Below are 18,935 nucleotides of genomic sequence, written 5' to 3' on the forward strand. Positions count from 1 at the left end.
AATAGGAGGTAACGATACTGCCTCGTGTGGAGTGTTATACCCCTCGTCCCTTCGGGGTTGCGAGAACACGATGAAGCGCTAACTTGTGTAAATTTGATTGAATTGTATAGATTTAGTTAAGTTTATCGTATCGGAATAAAGGATACGGCAGGAGAAATTACAAAAGCAATTATGACAGGTGTAATGAGTCCAGATTGGTCGTATGTATCTTTGCCAGATGGTGAAGATTTATTACATGGTTTAATTGATACGTTGGCAATTGCGATATTAGGTACATTTATTTCTGCCTTTTTATCTATTCCATTCGCTTTTTGGGCGGCAACGAATATGAGCAGTGGGAAATTAACTTCAGGAACTGGGAAATTTGTACTTAGTTTTGTTCGTACATTTCCTGAATTAGTTATGGCCATTTTATTTATAAAAGCTGTTGGACCAGGCTCTTTTGCCGGAGTTCTAGCTCTAGGATTACACTCTATCGGAATGTTAGGGAAATTATATTCGGAAGGAATTGAAAATATAGATAAGGGACCGACGGAAGCGTTAATAGCAACAGGCGCAAATCGGTTTCAAATACTTTGGTATGCAGTATTGCCACAAGTATTACCAGATTTTCTATCGTATACGTTATACAGGTTCGAAATTAATGTACGATCCGCTGCCATTTTAGGTGTTATTGGAGCAGGTGGGATTGGGACACCGTTAATTTTTGCATTGAGTTCACGCAATTGGTCTCGTGTGGGGATTATTTTATTAGGCATCATTTTAATGGTCATTATCATTGATTTTATTTCAAGTTCGATACGGAAGAAAATCGTATAATTTGTTTTAGAAGCACCTATAAAAGGTGCTTTTTTATATAATAAGAATAATGAATGTGGGTAATAGGAGGGATATTTTGGCTTTGCAGCACGAGTTCGTATTTATTTCGAATGAAAAAAGATTGGATTTTAAAGAGGTAGATTGGATTGAACTTTGTTTTTTATATAAAGAAGAGGCAACGATAGATGAGTGTATTGTATTAAGTGATGAGTTAATCGTATATCTATTAGATTTTATCCATTGGGTTCCAGTCTATTATCCAGCAAAAAGAGCAGAAGGGTTTGGCATTCATTATTATGGTATTACAAAAATTGAGCAACAAGGGGCAGTGATAGCAGAACAGTTATTTTGTTCGCTAGTTAGCATATTTTCTTTAGCGCCAGAAACAATTGAGCTAACAGGACAGTTTCAATGGGGAAATGATAATAATACTGATGGAGAATATGAAAGATACGTATTTGATCGAGATAAATTATGCCAAGATTTACAGTCGTTTATTCATTTGCTTCGCAGAGTGAAAAATGGGGAAGGATATATTTTGCATTATGGAATTTGAAATTGATGAATAAATATACAGATAATTCCCTTTCTTTTTAAAATAAAAATAATAAAAAAGTATGTCATATTGAATACCCATACATTCCCGAAATCATTGATTTTTTTATAAAAAATCAAAAAAACATCAACATATTTGTCGATACATGTTGTATAATCTTGCGTGGGAAGCTATCATATAAATGTATAAAACGTTTACTAATATAAGCGAAGGGAAGAATAGCATGTCACATTCAATCGAACAACTTTCTATCAACACGATTCGCACATTATCCATCGATGCGATTGAAAAAGCAAACTCTGGTCACCCAGGAATGCCAATGGGTGCAGCACCAATGGCTTATACATTATGGACTCAATTTATGAAACACAATCCAAATAACCCAACGTGGTTTAACCGTGATCGTTTCGTATTATCTGCAGGTCATGGTTCAATGTTATTATACAGCCTACTTCACCTATCTGGTTATGATGTAACAATGGATGACTTAAAGAACTTCCGTCAATGGGGAAGCAAAACTCCAGGACATCCTGAGTACGGTCATACAGCTGGGGTAGACGCAACTACTGGTCCACTTGGACAAGGTATTGCAACTGCTGTAGGTATGGCGATGGCTGAAAGACATTTAGCTGCTAAATATAACCGTGATGCGTATAATGTAGTAGATCATCATACATACGCTATTTGTGGTGATGGAGATTTAATGGAAGGCGTTTCTGCTGAAGCATCTTCATTAGCTGCTCATTTACAATTAGGTCGTCTTGTTGTGTTATACGATTCAAACGATATTTCATTAGATGGCGATTTAAATCGTTCATTCTCTGAAAGTGTAGAAGATCGTTACAAAGCATACGGATGGCAAGTAATCCGTGTTGAGGATGGAAACGATATTGAAGCAATCGCGAAAGCAATTGAAGAAGCGAAAGCTGACGAAAAACGCCCAACGCTAATTGAAGTAAGAACGACAATTGGTTTCGGTTCTCCAAACAAATCAGGAAAATCAGCTTCACATGGTTCTCCACTTGGTGTAGACGAAACGAAATTAACAAAAGAAGCATATGCTTGGACTGCTGAGCAAGACTTCCATGTTGCAGAAGAAGTATATGACAACTTCCGCAAAACAGTACAAGATGTTGGTGAAACTGCGCAAGCAGCTTGGAACACGATGTTAGGCGAATATGCACAAGCATATCCAGAATTAGCAAACGAATTGCAAGCAGCAATGAACGGTCAACTTCCAGAAGGTTGGGAGCAAAACTTACCAACTTATGAATTAGGATCTAAAGCAGCAACTCGTAATTCTTCAGGTGCTGTAATTAATGCAATTGCAGAGTCTGTACCATCATTCTTCGGTGGATCTGCTGACCTTGCTGGTTCTAACAAAACATATATGAATAACGAAAAAGACTTTACAAGAGATGATTACAGCGGTAAAAACATTTGGTACGGTGTACGTGAGTTCGCAATGGGTGCAGCAATGAACGGTATTGCATTACATGGCGGTTTAAAAACTTACGGTGGTACATTCTTCGTATTCTCTGACTACTTACGTCCAGCAATTCGTCTTGCAGCATTAATGCAATTGCCAGTAACGTATGTATTCACACACGACAGTATCGCTGTTGGTGAAGACGGTCCAACACATGAACCAGTCGAGCAATTAGCAGCGCTACGTGCAATGCCAAATGTATCTGTTATTCGTCCAGCTGATGGTAACGAATCTGTTGCAGCTTGGAGATTAGCTTTAGAATCTACAAAAACACCAACTGCTTTAGTATTAACTCGTCAAGACCTTCCAACATTAGAAGGTGCAAAAGACGATACGTATGAAAAAGTAGCAAAAGGTGCATATGTAGTTTCTGCAAGCCAGAAAGAAACAGCTGATGTAATTTTACTTGCATCGGGATCTGAAGTAAGTCTAGCTGTGGAAGCACAAAAAGCGTTAGCAGTAGACGGCGTTGACGCAGCTGTTGTCAGCATGCCATCTATGGATCGCTTTGAAGCTCAAACTGCTGAGTACAAAGAATCTGTATTACCAAAGGCAGTAACAAAACGTTTCGCAATCGAAATGGGTGCTACATTCGGATGGCACCGTTACGTAGGTCTTGAAGGAGATGTGTTAGGTATCGATACATTCGGTGCTTCTGCTCCTGGTGAGAAGATTATGGAAGAGTATGGATTTACTGTAGAGAACGTTGTTCGTAAAGTAAAAGAAATGCTTTAATGATTTTAGAAAAATCTCTCCGGCATGGAGAGGTTTTTCTATGTAAATGAGTTTTTTCGACAGAAAAAGTTTTTTATCTCTCCGCAGTCAGACAATCATTGCAAAATTTCTTCTATATAATGAAGGGAAAAGGTTGTCCAGATTGGGAGGCAAAAGATGAAAACGTATGAATTGTATTTAATTCAAGAGGATATTGCGAAAGCTTACTTTGGTCGTGAATATTTGTTTTTTGATTTATTTGCTCGATTTTCAGAATCTGGGTCCCTTTCAGAGAAAAAAGTGTTATATAAACAAATGATGTATATAACGAGACCATTACAAGTAATGAAAATTCATCATAAATTAGAGCAAGCTTTACGTGTTCTTGGTAGATATGATAGAAAACATCATACACATACACTTTTTACAGGAGCGGAATACGGCGAAATAATGGTGAAACCACACTATATTCGTATGAACACCTCTGGAAATGTCTCTATGGAAACGACGTTCTTTGAGGTGCTTCGAAAGTGTGAATTAACATTTTTAGCTATGGATTATGAAAATACAAAGTACGGATGGCTGAATCCTCTAAAACAAGTACGAACATATGTGTAAAAAATGTCGAATTGTATCTTGTCTTATTGAAAAGGTTTTAGTACACTGTAAGGTAGACAACATGAAGGAGGAAAATATATGCCAATTTGGTTAGGTATTCTAGTGGGCGTAGTAGCACTAGTAGCAGGCGTGGCGTTAGGATTTTTCATTGCCCGCAAATACATGATGAACTACTTAGAAAAAAATCCACCAATTAATGAACAAATGTTAAAAATGATGATGATGCAAATGGGACAAAAACCTTCCCAAAAGAAAATCAATCAAATGATGAGCGCGATGAGCAAGCAACAAACAAAATAAGCGCTAAAAGACACTCGCTAAGAGTGTCTTTTCTTTTTGCTAGTTATAGAGTTTAAAACTTCCAAAAATTCTGTATTTTTGATAAACTGAAAACATCGCTCATTTTAAGGGAGGAGGATAAAAATGAAGGTATTTATTAATTTAGCGTGGTTTTTTAAACAAGAAAAACGAGCGTACATAATTGGAATTATTATGTTATTTGGTGTCGCGCTTCTTGAACTTGTAGCCCCGAAGGTACTAGGTATTGTAGTAGATGAAATTAATAATGGAACATTAACATCTGAAAAGTTGTTGAAGTTGGTTATTTTGTTAGTAGTTGTAGGGATTACTATGTACATCTTACGTTATTTATGGCGTATTATGATTTTTGGATCTTCGTTAAAACTAGCCCGTCAATTACGAAAGAATTTATATGAACATTTTACAAAGATGAGTCCATCTTTTTATCAATCACGTCGTACGGGTGATTTGATGGCGCATGCGACCAATGATATTCAGGCGATTCAGCAAACTGCTGGATCGGGTGTTTTAACACTTGTTGACTCATTAGCAGTTGGAGGATGTGTACTCGTAGCAATGGGTTTTACAATTAGTTGGAAGTTAACATTGTTAAGCTTAATTCCAATGCCGATTGTAGCAATTTCGACAAATTATTATGGCACGTTATTACATAAAAGGTTTCATAAAGCGCAGCAATCGTTTTCGGAAATCAATGATAAAGTGCAAGAGAGTATGAGTGGGATGAAGGTAATTCGATCACTTGGACAAGAGAAAGAAGACTTACAAGCATTTCGAAAAAAGTCAGAAGATGTTGTACATAAAAATATGTTAGTTGCACGTATTGATTCGTTGTTCGATCCGACAATCTCACTTATCGTTGGATTTTCTTTTTTAATTGCAGTATGTTACGGGTCAGTATTAGTTGTGAGAGGGGAACTAACTGTAGGGGATCTCGTTACATTTACAACGTATTTAGGTACCCTCGTTTGGCCAATGTTAGCCTTTGGATGGTTGTTTAATATTATGGAGCGTGGGCGTGCTTCGTATGACCGTGTAGAAAAAATTCTCTCTCAAAAATCAGATGTAGTAAATAGAGAAGATGCTGTACATAAAGTAGCAAGCGGTGACGTTACATTTGCGGTCGATTCATTTTCATATAAGAAAAATGAACTGTTACAGCTAATAGATGTTCACTTTGATTTGAAGAAGGGTGAAACACTAGGAGTTGTCGGACGTACAGGAGCAGGGAAAACGACGTTATTAAAATGTTTAATCCGTGAGTATGATCATTTTAATGGTGGATTAAAAGTTGGGGAGCGGGATATTCGCGATGTAACACTTTACGGTGTCCGTTCTGCCATTTCATACGTGCCGCAAGATCATTTTTTATTTTCAGCGAGTATTGGGGAGAATATTGCCTTCGGAAAGGCGGATGCTACATATAATGAAATTACCCGCGCTGCAGAGATTGCTTGTATTCATAATGATATCCTCCAATTTTCAGAAGGGTATGAAACAGTAGTAGGAGAAAGAGGCGTTTCGTTATCTGGAGGCCAAAAACAGAGAATTTCTATTGCACGTGCTTTATTAACGAATGCGGAAATTTTAATTTTAGATGATTGTTTATCAGCGGTAGATGCAAAAACAGAAGAAACGATTTTAAATGCATTAAAGAGGGAAAGAGCAGGAAAAACGACGATTATTACTGCTCATCGTTTAAGTGCAATTCAACATGCTAATCTTATACTTGTTGTGGATGAAGGGAAAATTGTGCAACGAGGTACACATGAGCAATTAATGGAAGAAAACGGTTGGTATAAAGAGATGTATGAGAGCCAGCAGTTAGAAGCATTAGTTGAGAAAGGAGGCGTATGATGACTGAGAAGAAGCAGAGTGATTTAAGTAGATTGCTTTCTTATATGAAGCCATATAAGGGGTTGCTATCTTTAGCATTTATCTTTTTAGTTGGTGCAACAGTAACTGAAATGATGGGTCCTTTTTTAATTAAACAATTTCTTGATGAACATTTAGTACCACGAAACTTTGATCAATCAGCACTTGTTACTCTATTTGTAGTGTATCTTATTGCTCACTTATTAAAAGTATTATTTACTTATTTAGACTTATTGTATTTTCAAAATATCGCTTTTAAAATTGTTCAAGATATGCGTGTTGAAGTATATGATCATGTTCAAAAGTTGTCATTAAGTTTCTTTGATCGTACGCCGATTGGTACGCTCGTATCGCGCATAACGAATGATACGGAAGCAATTAAAGATTTTTATGTTAGTGTATTATCCACATTTGTCAAAAATGTAGTCTTTTTAATAGGTATTTTAGTAGCAATGTTTTTATTAAATGTAAAACTAGCCCTATTTTCTCTCGTATTAATTCCGATTATGTTTGCAATTATGGTGCTATATCGCCGGAAAAGTGCAGCTTTTTATTTAGAAGTACGTAATCAATTAAGCGTGTTAAATGCGAAGTTAAATGAGTCTATTCAAGGAATGAATATTGTTCAAGTGTTCAGACAAGAAAAGCGTATGAGAAAAGAGTTTGAAGAAGTGAATAATAAACATTATAGTGCAGGGCGACGGACTTTAAAGTTAGACGCGTTACTTTTACGTCCAGCAACGGATTTAGTTCATATTGTAGCCATTGCGTTAGTACTTGGTTTATTTGGAATTGATGCTTTGAAAAGTCCTGTTGAAGTAGGAGTTCTATATGCGTTTGTTAATTATATACATCGTTTCTTCCAGCCTGTAAATGAGATGATGATGAAATTATCATTTTTCCAACAGGCACTTGTTTCATCATCACGTGTATTTCATTTAATGGATGAGAAAGATTTAGCGCCAGTTCAAAAAGGGGATGGAAATCCTCAAGTTGTTAATGGAGAAATTGAATTTAAAAATGTTACTTTTTCGTATGATGGAAAACGTGATGTTTTAAAAAATGTATCTTTTCACGTGAAACAAGGGCAAACGGTTGCTTTCGTTGGACACACTGGTAGCGGGAAAAGTACCATTATGAATTTGTTAATGCGATTTTATAATATTAAGTCAGGAAATATTGTAATAGATGGTGTGGATTTAGAGAAATTTGAAGAACGAGAAATTAGACAAAAAATAGGACTCGTATTGCAAGATGCATTTTTATTTGCGGGAAATGTAAAACAAAATATTCGTATGTACAATGAAGAAATTACGGATGAAGAAGTAAAAGAAGCGGCACAATTTGTGCAAGCCAATACGTTTATTGAAAAATTACCAGAGCAGTATGAAACAGAAGTAGTAGAAAGAGGAGCTGCATTTTCTAGTGGTCAACGCCAATTAATTGCTTTTGCTAGAACGATAGCAACGAATCCGAAAGTATTAGTATTAGATGAAGCAACAGCTAATATTGATACAGAAACAGAAGATGCGATTCAAACAGCATTACAGCAAATGAGAAAAGGGAGAACGACGATAGCCATTGCGCACAGATTATCTACAATTCAAGATGCAGATCAAATCTTTGTTATGCATGATGGAGAAATAGTAGAAAGAGGTACACATCAAGAATTACTGAGTGAACAAGGGTTGTATTATAATATGTATTTACTACAAAATAAAGGAAGTTTACAAAAAGCCTTGTAATTACAAGGCTTTTTTACTTTGTTTATAAAATATGTTTGCTCTCAATGTCTATAGTATAAACGTCGTGACCCTTTATTAAAGTTGTACATATTGTATGTATACGAAATGAAAAAAATTGATAGGAGCTTTTATATGCAAGATAGATCTAGTTCAAATATTACGTTTATCGATGTGTCTCATTGGGAAGGGAATATTGATTGGAATGCAGTGAAGGGGTCCGGTATTTCAGCGGCGTATGCAAAAGCGACAGAAGGTGTAAATTACATTGATCCTACTTTTGTTCAAAATGTACAGGCTGCAAAAAATGCAAATGTATTGATTGGTGCATATCATTTTGCGCATCCAGAACAAAATGATGCGATTTTAGAAGCGAAATATTTTGTGAGTATATTACAAAGCAATCAGACAGACTTAATGCCAGTTCTAGATTTAGAATCACCGGTAGATCCGAGTAATAGTAATTTAACTGGTACAGCTATATCTAATTGGGCAAGAAGTTTCATAAATTATGTGAAACAGGCTACTGGAAAAGATGTTATGTTATATACAGGAGTTTGGTATATTAATGAGTTCGGAATTAGCGGGTTAAGTGATATACCACTTTGGATTTCCAAATATTCTAGTACGCCGCCTGCTGATGCTGGTGGATGGACAGAGTGGACAGCGTGGCAATACACAGATTCAGGACAAATTTCAGGTGTAGGAGGAAATTGTGACGTATCAGCAGCTGTTTCATTAGAAGCTTTACAAGGGAATGGAACAAATGGTGGTGGAAATGTTTCCCCGCCTAGTACTGCTACTGCGGTCTACGGCGTTGCTGTAATTAATGGCGATAATGTAAATTTACGGAGTGGACCTTCTTTGCAATCTAGTGTAATCCGTCAGCTAAAGCGTGGCGAATCATATGAAGTTTTGAACGAACAAGGTAGCTGGCTTGCTTTAGGTGGAAATGAATGGATATACTATGATCCAAGTTACATTCAGTATAAACATTATGTGGCGACTATTACTGGTGATAACGTGAATCTGCGGGATGCTCCATCATTAAATGGAAATGTTATAAGACAGTTACATCATGGTGAGGCTTATAGAGTATGGTGTAAGCAAGACGGATGGCTTGGTTTAGGTGGAAATGGCTGGATATACTATGATCCAAGTTATATTCAGTATGGTGTACAATAAAATGCACATAGAAGGTATCTCGCCTGAGATGCCTTTTATTCTGCTATTTGCGGACAACCTGAAACAATCAGTGGGGAATGGGAAAAATCGCTTATTAAAGTCTCGCTTCGTTAAAAATATGTAATTTTTACAAAGTGTATATTGAAAGCATAGTATAATATAATGGATGTTTATAAAAATAAATGAAAATGAAATAAAGGAGTAAAAATATGGATTATGTGCTAATAGGTGTGATTTTATTATTATTAGCTGTAGTATTCGTGCTGTTCTATAAAAATAAACAGCTAGAATCAGAGAGTCAGCAAGTAGAATTCGAAAAGAAACAAGCAATTGAAACGTATGAAAATGAAATTGCAGCTACGGTTACAGAGCATAAAGAACAACAAAGTACATTGAAAAATATGGAACAGAAGAAATATAATAATTTACAAATAAGTGCAGCTAGAGAACTTGAAAATATGCGTATGATGAAAAATCAATTAGCTATGCAACATAGTAAAGAACGCAGTGAAATGCAAGAAAAACATAGTAACGAAATACATATGTTTCAAAATTTAATTGCAAATTTACGAGAGTATACGAAAAATGGAGCTGAAGTGAATACACACGAAACATTACATTATATGAAACGAGGCTTCGTAGAACAAGGCATAATACTAGATAATGAATTTCATATTATGCCGAATGTTTTTATTAGAAATCAGCACGGCGGAAATGATTTTCGAATTCATCATCTTGTCTTAAGTAAAACGGGCATGTATCTACTTGAGACGAAAGAATGGACAGGTAAATTAATTCATGGCTTAACGAAAGAAAATGCTAGTATATATTCATTTATGATTGATGAAATTGGCAAGTATCAACAAGAAGTAGAAAAAGAAGAGACGTTTGAATGCATAACAGGTGAAGAGTCATTAACGATACAAGTGAAAAATGAAGGGAATCCAGTATATAGAGCGAAGAAACTATCTCATATTCTATACAATTGTTTGAAAGAAATCCAAGTTGATATTGTAAAGGAAAACGTAAAACCGATTGTATATTTTTATAATGAGAGTGGGAAAGAAGTGCTAGATCTTTCTGAAGAAAAAACGCCGAGATTAAAAGATAGAGAGCAAATTGTAACGTTCTTCAGAAATGAGGTCTTAACAGGAAAAGTAATATATACAGATCAAGAGTTAGAAAAACTTCGAGAAATCATTAACTGGATGAATTATAAAATGAATTAAAAAGAGGTGGGATTTTTGAGTGCTATATTAAGGGGTATTTTGTATATTTATTTTTGTTTGTATATACTAATGTATCTTGCGTTTATCTTTGTTATTGATGCGGTTCATATGTCATTAAGTGTAAAAAGTATGTTTGTAGTAGTCATACCATTTGTTTTATTAGTCATGATTCAAAAGTTCGTCTTACATACTTCTACAAATCGTAATACAGAAAAGAAGCAAATGCTAGGTGTAATGATAGTAGGTTGCATTCTATTGTTAGTGTGCACATGGCAATTAAGTATGAATACATACACTTCAAAGTTTAATCAAGATCGCTGGTTACATGCTGAAGAGAAACGGGTCCACATGGTAGATGATTTATTGCAAAAATATAAATTAACAGGGAAATCAAATGAAGACATTACAAAATTATTAGGAGCACCTACTGAAACAAAAAATGGAGAAGAAGGGATTATCACTTCGTACTATCTTGGAAATGAACGTGGCTTTATTTCAATAGATAGTGAACAGCTTGTTTTACAATTTGATAGAGATGGTAAAGTTATGGAATATAAGGTGCATAGAGATTAACGAAACGTAGAGAGAAGCTATATAATAGCTTCCTTTTTTATTTTTCAATACGTTATGGAAGGGAGAGAATGGTTTTGAGGGGAATAAGGAATGAAAGCGGAGGTGATACATATATATAGATGCATTGGGGTGTTTTTTATCGTGCATAAACGGGAAGCCCGATTATAATCCGTGTGGAGTGGACCAAACCTCTACTGATTAAACTTTCACTTTATCATATTGTATAAATGAAGAGGAGGTAAGACGGTGAAAGCTATACCGACTGATGTCCTGAGTAAAGAGTTGATGGAAAGAGAAGGGGTTATATCTATTACTGTAAAGGAATTTGAAAAGATAGAAGTAGCTGGAGTAGTAGTCGCTGGTCCTGCGATTATTTTGATTAATCAAGATTAAGTACATATTATCAATTTTGAAAAGTACGAAAAGCATCCGTCCAGGGTGCTTTTTATTTGTATGCAAGGAGGAATATGGTGGATAATTGGATTACTGGAGGGAGAGTTTGTGGCAATTATTATAACGATGTTAGTAATGGGGGTTTTATTAGGGTTTGTTGGAGCAGGGGGAGCTGGTTTTATTATCGCAATACTCACTTTAGTATTCCACATTCCTATTCATGTTGCGCTTGCAACGTCTTTAACTGCCATGGCATTTACGACATTATCTGGGGTTATAAGTCATTATCGCGAAGGAAATGTTGTATTTACTATAGGCGGGATTGTTGGTGGATGTGGAGCACTGGGTTCTTATATCGGTTCAAAAATTGGTTCACTTATACCACCGCATCTTCTTCATTGGTTTACAGCTGGGATGTTATTTTTATCTGCAATTTTTATGTTTATTAAAATAATTAAGTTTCAAAATAGGGAAGAATTACTTTTAGCAGAAATTAAAGATTTTTCGAAAGAAAACATAATGAAATGTATATGTCTTGGATTAGTCACTGGAATTATGGCTGGTTCATTTGGGATTGGTTCTGCACCATTTATTCAACTTGGATTAATGGTTCTATTAGGATTAACGATTCCGCAATCTGTAGGAACAACAATGCTTGTTATATTGCCGATTGCGATTGGAGGTGGGCTGGGATATAGTTCAGAAGGGTACTTAGATTATATATTGTTATTGCAAGTATTAATTGGGACGATGTTAGGAGCATATATCGGGGCGAAGTTTACAAATTATGCACCACGTATGCTTTTGAAGGTTTCAATGATTATGACACCAGTTTTAGCGGGATGTATGTTATTGATAGAATGAAAATAATATAGCAAACTAATATGTTTTACGAATGAATTATGTAAGTAATTCATATTTCCCATATAAAAGGATTTGCTTTAATATAATGAGTGTAAAGTTCGAGTATTCGAAGTACTACTTGAATTATATCCCTATCCCTTTTCTAAAAATGCGAACAAGTTTTGCCCTATTCTATTCAATATTTAATTGCATAGAAATATATTGTTCGATGACCATTATGGAACGTACATAATGGGAAAATCCCGATCCTTAAAGAGGATGCCCCTAATCTTCATGTGAAAATATGATCGGATATGAAAGCTGACCAATTTATGGTCAGCTTTCTTTTTGTTCAAAAACTATTTCTTCTTTAATTTCTGTTTGTAATAATAAAGCTTTTCCGAAACGACGTTTACATTCCATACGCACTTTTTCAATGGCTAGTAGCTGAGTAGTGGCGGGAACTGTGACGATAGCTTGACGAGGTTTTCGATTTTCTTCACAAAAGACACATTCCACAACATATTTAGAAATCATATTTTCATCCTTCCATTTTTAATTTCTAAGAAGGGATTGTCTATGAAGTTGATGTAAAATTTCGTCATCGTTTGACTTTTTTCCTCTTTTTTCAAGGAGAAAATAATAAAGAAGGCGAATGTTTGTAGGGGAGGGATGTACAATGGAGAGGTGGATAGGTGCAGCAGCTATATGTGTAAATGAAAGAAATGAAGTCTTAATGGTATTACAAGGACAAAAGGGAGAAGAAAAAAGGTGGTCTATCCCAAGTGGAGGACTTGAAAAAGGAGAAACATTAGAAAAATGTTGTATCCGAGAAGTTTGGGAAGAAACAGGCTACAATGTGGAAGTTATAAATAAAATATACGAAAAAGAAGGTATTACATATGGAATTCCCGTGTATGTTCATTATTACTTTGTAGAAAAAGTAGGCGGTAATATGAAAATACAAGATCCGGATGAGTTAATACATGAAATTGCTTGGAAAGGAATACATGAAGTTGAATCATTACCATTAGCGTTTCCCGAGGATTACGAGTTAATATGCCAATATATAAATAAAAAAGCAAGTATTTAAACACTTGCTTTTTAATGTATCCACGATAAGAAAAGCGGAACGATAACTAAACTAGCTCCTGCTGTTAAAAGCATGGATAAACTGGCGATTGTTCCTTCTACAGGACCGATTTCAAATGCTTTTGATGTACCGGTTCCATTTGCGCTCGTGCCTAACATAATACCTTTTGCGAGCGCTGTTTTAATACGACATATACGTATGAGAGAAGGACCGAGCAATGCTCCTGTTAATGCAGTTAAAACAACAAATACAGCTGTTAATTGTGACATACCACCAATCATTTCTGAAATGGCCATTGCAATTGGTGTCGTTACAATATGAGGCGCTAAACTATGTTCTAACGATGAATCAATTTGAAAATAATTTGCTAGTAGTGCGGAAGTAATAACTGATAAAAACGAACCGACAATGACATTAAGTAAGATAGCTATTCCATGTTTCTTGAGTAAATCAAAGTATTTATAGATTGGCCATGCAAAAGCAACTGTTGCAGGCTTTAATAATTCTGTTAACCATTGACCACCTGTTTCATATGTTTCATAAGGTGTGTCTAGTCCGAGCAATAAAGCAATTAAAATAATAGGGCAGACTAGAAGAGGGGAAAGTAAGCTCCAATTCCAGCGTTGATACATTTTTTTCGATATCCAATATGTGAATAGTGTTAATAGCAAACAAAGAAAGCCGATCATTGCACGGATCCTTTCCGCTTTAGTAGCAATTCTGTTAAAAGTCCTGTAACGAGAGTGACACAAAGTGTACTAATCATAATAATTAAAATGAGATCGATTCCATATTGTGATAGTGTATCTTTGTAGCGTATGACAGCGACTGCAGAAGGAATGAAAAATAAAATAAGTTCTTTTAATAAAAAGTCTGCTCCGTCCTGTATCCATTCTTTTTTCACTAGGTTAAATTTTAATGAAATTAATAATAAAAAAATGCCGATTATACTTCCTGGAACTGGGAGGTGTGCCTGTTTTGCAATCCATTCACCTGTCCAAGCGAAACAAAATAATAATAAAATTTGTCCGCTTAATTTCCACCATTTCATACAGTAACCACCTCTTTCTTTTTTTACATAAAAATTGTAAAAAAGAATTAACAATTTCTACTATACGTTCATTCAAAAAATTTGTCTAATATATAAATTATATGTTATTAATATATTAGATGTATTAATCGAAAGTGAAAAGGGTGTCCAAAATGGAATTACGGCATTTGCAATATTTTGTTGTAGTGGCAGAGGAGTTACACTTTGGACGAGCAGCTGCTCGTTTACAAATGACACAACCACCGCTTAGTCAACAAATTCAGCAATTAGAAAAAGAAATGGGAGTTATGTTATTTTCAAGAACGAAGAGAAAGGTTGAATTAACAGAAGCGGGAGAAATGTTTTTAAAAGAAGTAAAAAAAGCGTTCGAACAAATTGAAAAAGCAGTAGAAATTGCACAAAGTGCCCAAAGGGGAGAAGTGGGATCACTTTCAATTGGTTTTGTAGGTGCGGCGATCTATGATATTTTACCATCTATCGTAAGGGAGTATAGAAAGAAATTTCCAAGAGTGTCTGTTGCATTACATGAACTGTCAACACCGGATCAGGTGCATGCACTTCACGATAACCGTATTGATATTGGTTTTTTACGTCCGCCAATTCCAACGCAATTACTAGAGTTAGAACCGATTCAAAAGCTTTCTTGTACGTTATGTTTACCGAAGGCACATCCACTTGCTGAAAAGGATGAAATACATATTGAAGATTTAAGAGATGAACCGTTTGTATTTATTACGAGACCGGTATGGCCAGCATTATACGATACAATTTTATCACTTTGCCGTGACGTAGGGTTTAGCCCACATATTGTGCAAGAAGCAACGGAATATCAAACAGTTATGGGACTTGTAGCGGCAGGAATTGGAATTACGGTAATACCTGTATCGGCAAATAAATTGTATAAAACAGAAGTCGTATATAAAGAGTTATGTGATTCTAATTTTGTTGCAGAAATGTCAGTGGCTTACAAAAAAATGAATACTAACCCAGAACTTTTAGAGTTTTTGAAAATTGCAAGAGAGAAGAAAAGAATAGAAGTTGAGGACGATATTAATTAAGTTATTTAAAAGTACACCTAATTAAACACTAAAGCGGAAATGCAATTATATTGCATTTCCGCTTTAGTGTTCTTTTTTTAGCTCTATACTAAAGAGATAAACATGTTCATTTTCTTGTAATAGTTGTTCAATAGCGGTTTTTTCCTCAAGCATTGGAACTCTTACGGTTTCTTTATTTGTTTTTATTATAGCCACTAAAGTCGTTTTTTGATTGTATTTTACATTTATAGAAGATTGAATAGTAGTAGTTGCAGAGCTATTTATACTTGGAGGTGCTTCTTCAGGAGCGAGCATGGAACTACCTTCAATATTAACATACCAATGATTTTGCATTTGTAAATCTTTATCGATTTGGGATTGAGGTGGTAAAAAAGAAAGCTTTACTTTCTTTTTTGGAAAATGTGAGGTAGCTATATTAACAATTTCGTTTGTTTTTTTACCATTTTGATAATAATCAATCGTAGCATGTATTTCATCTTTTTCATTTTTAAGTGTAACGTTATAAAATATGCTGTTGCCCTCTGGAAAAGGGGTCATTTGTAAAATAGAGGATTGCTCTTCTGTTAATTTGTATGGCTCAACAATGGCAACTTCATTGTTTATAAGTGGGCTACAACTGGTGAGAAATAGTAAAAACAAGGTTGATAGTAACTTTATACGCATACAAAACCCCTCCTATTTTACAATTATATTGCAAACTTTCTTTTTTTACCATTTTGTTTTCTAGGACTAAAGACTTAGAAAAAACTCCGATTGTAGTGCGATGTTAAGAATGTCATATTTTCATATACTATTAGTATAGAATGAGTTTGTTATGAAGTAAGGTAGGGGAAAGAAAGTATGTCTTTATGTCGGTTAGTGAGAAAAAATATAAGAACATTTGCTGCCAAAAGGATGAAGCAATTTATGTGGATTGCTATGAGTACTATGGTTTTGTTTTTTATGATATCGCTCCAGTTTAATAAAGGAGCGATTGGGGAATTAGGGACTACACTTTTATTTCAAATGTGTTTTTACACGCTGTTTATTGTATTCATTTTTATATGTATTTTTACTACATATAAAATAACGTTTTCTCTTCTGCAAGTGAGGAAAGAGGAAATGAAATCTTATGTAACAGAGAATAGGAAGAAAAATGAAGTACTATGTTTATTATGTCAGGAGCAATTATTTATTTATGGAGCAGCGTTTGTTTTTGGATTAGTTAATGGGATGTTATTTTTGAAATTATTTACGATTATCTTTATGAAAATAGCAGGAATACAAGGGATAAATAGTGCACCGATTACAATATATGCAATAGTAGTTGTTAGTATAATTATGATTGTTATCTTCCTATTATCGATGTTGCAATGTTTTCGATTTATTCAAAGTTTACAAGATAAAAATCCATTTCATTTCAAGGAAAAGGCATGAGAAATCATGCCTTTTTCTATTTTACACATAAAAATAATCATGTTACAGTGTAAAGACCTGACAAAGAATGGGAAGGAAAGGTTGTATAGAATGACAAAAGAACAATCAATTGTAAAAGTTGAGCGGTTAACGAAGCGAATCGGTTCAAAGACACTTGTAGAAAATATTAGTTTCGAAGTTAAAAAAGGTGAAGTGGTTGGTTTGCTCGGACCAAATGGTGCTGGAAAAACGACTTTAATGAGAATGATGGTCGGCATGATTCGCATGACAGAGGGCGAAGTTTGGATTGACGGTCAATCTGTCAAACAGCAATTTGAAAGTACTGCCTCGAAAATTGGAGCAGTAATTGAGACACCGGAATTTTATCCGTTTTTGAGCGGCTATGAAAATTTAACATATTTCGGACGAATGAATGGTAATGTGACAGAAGAACGTATCGATGAAGTAGTGAAATTGTTAGGAATGGGACAAGTAATTGATCGCAAAGTAAAAGCATATTCACTAGGCATGAGACAACGATTAGGAATTGCTCAAGCCCTTATTCACGATCCGGATGTATTGATATTAGATGAACCAACGAATGGATTAGATCCTAGTGGAATACATGAAATGAGAATGTACATAAAGAAAATTGCACATGAACAAGGGAAAGCGGTACTTGTATCTAGTCACTTACTTTCAGAAGTTGAATTAATGTGTGATAGAGTTATCATTATTCAGCACGGAGAATATGTGGCGACGCAAAATATTCAGCATAATCAAAGCGAAGAGATGGAGACAATTCGCATACGAGTAGATGATGCGAATAAAGCGGCAGAAATATTAGAACAAGATGTTTTAATAAAAGGTAATGATCTACTTATTCATGTAAAAGATGAAGAAATCCCAAATGTTATTCGTACATTGCTTGAGAAAAATATTCAAGTGTATCGTGTATATGAAGAAAGAAAAACGTTAGAAGAGCAATTTTTAGAATTAACAGGGGGAAAAGATATTGTTTAATTTAGTATATAATGAACTGTATAAAATATTTAAGCGAAAGCGAACGATTATTCCATTTGCAGTTATTGCAGTATTAATAATTGGATTAGGATGGGTTACGGTCAAGTATTTAGAACCGGAAACAAAAGGATGGAAAGCCGATTATACAGAACGAACTGTAGAAATAGAGAAAAAGCTAGGCATGAAAAAAGAAGCTATTTTAGTGGAACGATCTGGGGATGAGCTGGTCAAGGAATATCAGCTCAAGATGAAACATTTAGATACAGATACAGCACCGGCAAGCAGCTCGCCGCTTTCTTTCATGAGAGATACAGGTTTTATCGTATTTCCAATATTGCTCCCGTTTATCCTTGTGTATGCAAGTACAATTTTTGCGAATGAATATAGCTGGGGAACATATAAATTTTTAACGATACGACCAGCGAGTCGCTTTAAAATTTTGACAGCTAAATTTTTAGCAATCGTGATATTTGCAGCGTTATTGTTTATATTTAATATGATTTTTTCCATTTTATGTGGACTTGTTATTTATAAATTCCAGCAGCCTGCATGGAGCGAGTTTATTTTCCAAGATGGAAATATTATAAAACAAAATATTTTTGTAGAAGCTAGTAAGTATTATATTTTATCGTGGTTGCCGACGATTGTGTACGCAGCGTTTGCATTTATGATTTCTGTGTTAACAAGATCTAGCGGAGGCGCGATTGGTATTTCACTATTTCTTGCTTTATCAGGAAATATTGCATTACTAGCAGCAACTAGATATGATTGGGCGAAATATTTATTGCCAGCAAACACAGATTTATACAGTATTTCAAAGAATGGAAGTTTTATTGATGGAGTAACGTTCCCGTTTGCCTCATGTATGTTATTACTGTATTTATTTGTATTTTTAAGCATTTCTTATACAGTATTTTTAAAACGTGATTTAACCTAATAAAAGGAGCCGTTAAGTATGTCT

Annotated in this window: 20 protein-coding genes and 1 pseudogene; 17 read left to right on the plus strand and 4 right to left on the minus strand. The window is 34.9% G+C overall.

Going from position 1 to position 18,935, the window contains the following annotated elements:
- Nucleotides 1-132: 132 nt before the first annotated feature.
- The 12 genes and pseudogenes from phnE to KVT31_RS25285 all read left to right on the plus strand — a co-directional run.
- A pseudogene (gene phnE / locus KVT31_RS25230) lies at nucleotides 133-819 on the plus strand (phosphonate ABC transporter, permease protein PhnE); the annotation flags it as partial.
- 76 nt (nucleotides 820-895) lie between these two features.
- A complete protein-coding gene (locus KVT31_RS25235) occupies nucleotides 896-1,375 on the plus strand; it encodes a coproporphyrinogen III oxidase (protein WP_088097364.1) in 480 nt (159 codons plus the stop codon).
- Nucleotides 1,376-1,598: 223 nt separating this feature from the next.
- Complete coding sequence (tkt, locus tag KVT31_RS25240) at nucleotides 1,599-3,599, plus strand: transketolase (protein ID WP_088097363.1); 2,001 nt, start codon at nucleotides 1,599-1,601, stop codon at nucleotides 3,597-3,599.
- A gap of 156 nt (nucleotides 3,600-3,755) precedes the next feature.
- Nucleotides 3,756-4,196: a sporulation inhibitor of replication protein SirA gene (gene sirA, locus KVT31_RS25245; protein ID WP_088097362.1), complete on the plus strand. Its 441-nt coding sequence runs from the start codon at nucleotides 3,756-3,758 to the stop codon at nucleotides 4,194-4,196.
- A 78-nt stretch (nucleotides 4,197-4,274) separates the two neighbouring features.
- Nucleotides 4,275-4,496: a YneF family protein gene (locus KVT31_RS25250; RefSeq protein WP_001123316.1), complete on the plus strand. Its 222-nt coding sequence runs from the start codon at nucleotides 4,275-4,277 to the stop codon at nucleotides 4,494-4,496.
- Nucleotides 4,497-4,619: 123 nt separating this feature from the next.
- On the plus strand, nucleotides 4,620-6,371 hold the full coding sequence (locus tag KVT31_RS25255) for an ABC transporter ATP-binding protein (protein WP_088097361.1): 1,752 nt from the start codon (nucleotides 4,620-4,622) through the stop codon (nucleotides 6,369-6,371).
- Nucleotides 6,371-8,134, plus strand: coding sequence for an ABC transporter ATP-binding protein (locus tag KVT31_RS25260; protein ID WP_088097360.1), 1,764 nt, complete (start codon nucleotides 6,371-6,373; stop codon nucleotides 8,132-8,134). The genes KVT31_RS25255 and KVT31_RS25260 overlap by 1 nt, the downstream gene beginning before the upstream one ends.
- Nucleotides 8,135-8,266: 132 nt before the next feature.
- A complete protein-coding gene (locus KVT31_RS25265; RefSeq protein WP_088097359.1) occupies nucleotides 8,267-9,316 on the plus strand; it encodes a GH25 family lysozyme in 1,050 nt (349 codons plus the stop codon).
- A gap of 209 nt (nucleotides 9,317-9,525) precedes the next feature.
- The gene (locus KVT31_RS25270) at nucleotides 9,526-10,545 is read left to right on the plus strand and encodes a nuclease-related domain-containing protein (RefSeq protein ID WP_088097358.1); all 1,020 of its coding nucleotides are present in this window, start codon (nucleotides 9,526-9,528) and stop codon (nucleotides 10,543-10,545) included.
- Between the two features lie 6 nt (nucleotides 10,546-10,551).
- The gene (locus KVT31_RS25275) at nucleotides 10,552-11,118 is read left to right on the plus strand and encodes a hypothetical protein (protein WP_088097357.1); all 567 of its coding nucleotides are present in this window, start codon (nucleotides 10,552-10,554) and stop codon (nucleotides 11,116-11,118) included.
- Nucleotides 11,119-11,364: 246 nt separating this feature from the next.
- A complete protein-coding gene (locus KVT31_RS25280) occupies nucleotides 11,365-11,511 on the plus strand; it encodes a BC1881 family protein (protein ID WP_000644410.1) in 147 nt (48 codons plus the stop codon).
- Between the two features lie 60 nt (nucleotides 11,512-11,571).
- On the plus strand, nucleotides 11,572-12,375 hold the full coding sequence (locus tag KVT31_RS25285; RefSeq protein ID WP_140392527.1) for a sulfite exporter TauE/SafE family protein: 804 nt from the start codon (nucleotides 11,572-11,574) through the stop codon (nucleotides 12,373-12,375).
- Nucleotides 12,376-12,690: 315 nt separating this feature from the next.
- Here KVT31_RS25285 and KVT31_RS25290 read toward each other — a convergent pair whose 3' ends face one another.
- Nucleotides 12,691-12,891, minus strand: coding sequence for a DUF3903 domain-containing protein (locus KVT31_RS25290; RefSeq protein WP_063221320.1), 201 nt, complete (start codon nucleotides 12,889-12,891; stop codon nucleotides 12,691-12,693).
- A gap of 142 nt (nucleotides 12,892-13,033) precedes the next feature.
- Between KVT31_RS25290 and KVT31_RS25295 the strand changes: the two genes are divergently transcribed.
- Complete coding sequence (locus tag KVT31_RS25295) at nucleotides 13,034-13,447, plus strand: NUDIX hydrolase (protein ID WP_088097356.1); 414 nt, start codon at nucleotides 13,034-13,036, stop codon at nucleotides 13,445-13,447.
- 11 nt (nucleotides 13,448-13,458) lie between these two features.
- Here KVT31_RS25295 and KVT31_RS25300 read toward each other — a convergent pair whose 3' ends face one another.
- Both KVT31_RS25300 and KVT31_RS25305 read right to left on the minus strand, forming a co-directional pair.
- On the minus strand, nucleotides 13,459-14,136 hold the full coding sequence (locus KVT31_RS25300) for an LrgB family protein (protein WP_000578956.1): 678 nt from the start codon (nucleotides 14,134-14,136) through the stop codon (nucleotides 13,459-13,461).
- The gene (locus KVT31_RS25305; protein ID WP_000872364.1) at nucleotides 14,133-14,498 is read right to left on the minus strand and encodes a CidA/LrgA family holin-like protein; all 366 of its coding nucleotides are present in this window, start codon (nucleotides 14,496-14,498) and stop codon (nucleotides 14,133-14,135) included. The genes KVT31_RS25300 and KVT31_RS25305 overlap by 4 nt, the downstream gene beginning before the upstream one ends.
- 152 nt (nucleotides 14,499-14,650) lie before the next feature.
- Between KVT31_RS25305 and alsR the strand changes: the two genes are divergently transcribed.
- The gene (gene alsR, locus KVT31_RS25310) at nucleotides 14,651-15,556 is read left to right on the plus strand and encodes an acetoin biosynthesis transcriptional regulator AlsR (protein WP_088097355.1); all 906 of its coding nucleotides are present in this window, start codon (nucleotides 14,651-14,653) and stop codon (nucleotides 15,554-15,556) included.
- A gap of 63 nt (nucleotides 15,557-15,619) precedes the next feature.
- Here the strand turns inward: alsR and KVT31_RS25315 are convergent, their stop codons facing one another.
- Nucleotides 15,620-16,219 (minus strand): histidine kinase, encoded by a 600-nt coding sequence (locus KVT31_RS25315; RefSeq protein WP_088097354.1) that lies wholly within the window; start codon nucleotides 16,217-16,219, stop codon nucleotides 15,620-15,622.
- A gap of 177 nt (nucleotides 16,220-16,396) precedes the next feature.
- Here KVT31_RS25315 and KVT31_RS25320 point away from each other — a divergent pair, with 177 nt between their 5' ends.
- The 3 genes from KVT31_RS25320 to KVT31_RS25330 all read left to right on the plus strand — a co-directional run bounded on the left by KVT31_RS25320 (nucleotide 16,397) and on the right by KVT31_RS25330 (nucleotide 18,911).
- Nucleotides 16,397-16,972 carry an ABC transporter permease gene (locus tag KVT31_RS25320; protein ID WP_088097353.1) on the plus strand — a complete coding sequence of 192 codons (576 nt, stop codon included), beginning with the start codon at nucleotides 16,397-16,399 and terminating at the stop codon, nucleotides 16,970-16,972.
- 90 nt (nucleotides 16,973-17,062) lie between these two features.
- Nucleotides 17,063-17,974 carry an ABC transporter ATP-binding protein gene (locus tag KVT31_RS25325; protein ID WP_140392526.1) on the plus strand — a complete coding sequence of 304 codons (912 nt, stop codon included), beginning with the start codon at nucleotides 17,063-17,065 and terminating at the stop codon, nucleotides 17,972-17,974.
- A complete protein-coding gene (locus KVT31_RS25330) occupies nucleotides 17,967-18,911 on the plus strand; it encodes an ABC transporter permease (protein ID WP_088097351.1) in 945 nt (314 codons plus the stop codon). Before KVT31_RS25325 ends, KVT31_RS25330 begins: the two co-directional genes overlap by 8 nt.
- Nucleotides 18,912-18,935: the final 24 nt, after the last annotated feature.

Origin of the sequence: Bacillus sp. GbtcB14, from assembly GCF_019091205.1 — a bacterium.
GTDB lineage: Bacteria > Bacillota > Bacilli > Bacillales > Bacillaceae_G > Bacillus_A > Bacillus_A cereus_AG.

Bases quoted from the DNA above. Each gene is read 5' to 3' on its own strand.
- tkt (WP_088097363.1), top strand. From the start codon at position 1,599: ATGTCACATTCAATCGAACAACTTTCTATCAACACGATTCGCACATTA.
- sirA (WP_088097362.1), top strand. From the start codon at position 3,756: ATGAAAACGTATGAATTGTATTTAATTCAAGAGGATATTGCGAAAGCT.
- KVT31_RS25250 (WP_001123316.1), top strand. From the start codon at position 4,275: ATGCCAATTTGGTTAGGTATTCTAGTGGGCGTAGTAGCACTAGTAGCA.
- KVT31_RS25255 (WP_088097361.1), top strand. From the start codon at position 4,620: ATGAAGGTATTTATTAATTTAGCGTGGTTTTTTAAACAAGAAAAACGA.
- KVT31_RS25260 (WP_088097360.1), top strand. From the start codon at position 6,371: ATGACTGAGAAGAAGCAGAGTGATTTAAGTAGATTGCTTTCTTATATG.
- KVT31_RS25265 (WP_088097359.1), top strand. From the start codon at position 8,267: ATGCAAGATAGATCTAGTTCAAATATTACGTTTATCGATGTGTCTCAT.
- KVT31_RS25270 (WP_088097358.1), top strand. From the start codon at position 9,526: ATGGATTATGTGCTAATAGGTGTGATTTTATTATTATTAGCTGTAGTA.
- KVT31_RS25285 (WP_140392527.1), top strand. From the start codon at position 11,572: ATGCAAGGAGGAATATGGTGGATAATTGGATTACTGGAGGGAGAGTTT.
- KVT31_RS25290 (WP_063221320.1), bottom strand. From the start codon at position 12,891: ATGATTTCTAAATATGTTGTGGAATGTGTCTTTTGTGAAGAAAATCGA.
- KVT31_RS25295 (WP_088097356.1), top strand. From the start codon at position 13,034: ATGGAGAGGTGGATAGGTGCAGCAGCTATATGTGTAAATGAAAGAAAT.
- KVT31_RS25300 (WP_000578956.1), bottom strand. From the start codon at position 14,136: ATGATCGGCTTTCTTTGTTTGCTATTAACACTATTCACATATTGGATA.
- KVT31_RS25305 (WP_000872364.1), bottom strand. From the start codon at position 14,498: ATGAAATGGTGGAAATTAAGCGGACAAATTTTATTATTATTTTGTTTC.
- alsR (WP_088097355.1), top strand. From the start codon at position 14,651: ATGGAATTACGGCATTTGCAATATTTTGTTGTAGTGGCAGAGGAGTTA.
- KVT31_RS25315 (WP_088097354.1), bottom strand. From the start codon at position 16,219: ATGCGTATAAAGTTACTATCAACCTTGTTTTTACTATTTCTCACCAGT.
- KVT31_RS25320 (WP_088097353.1), top strand. From the start codon at position 16,397: ATGTCTTTATGTCGGTTAGTGAGAAAAAATATAAGAACATTTGCTGCC.
- KVT31_RS25325 (WP_140392526.1), top strand. From the start codon at position 17,063: ATGACAAAAGAACAATCAATTGTAAAAGTTGAGCGGTTAACGAAGCGA.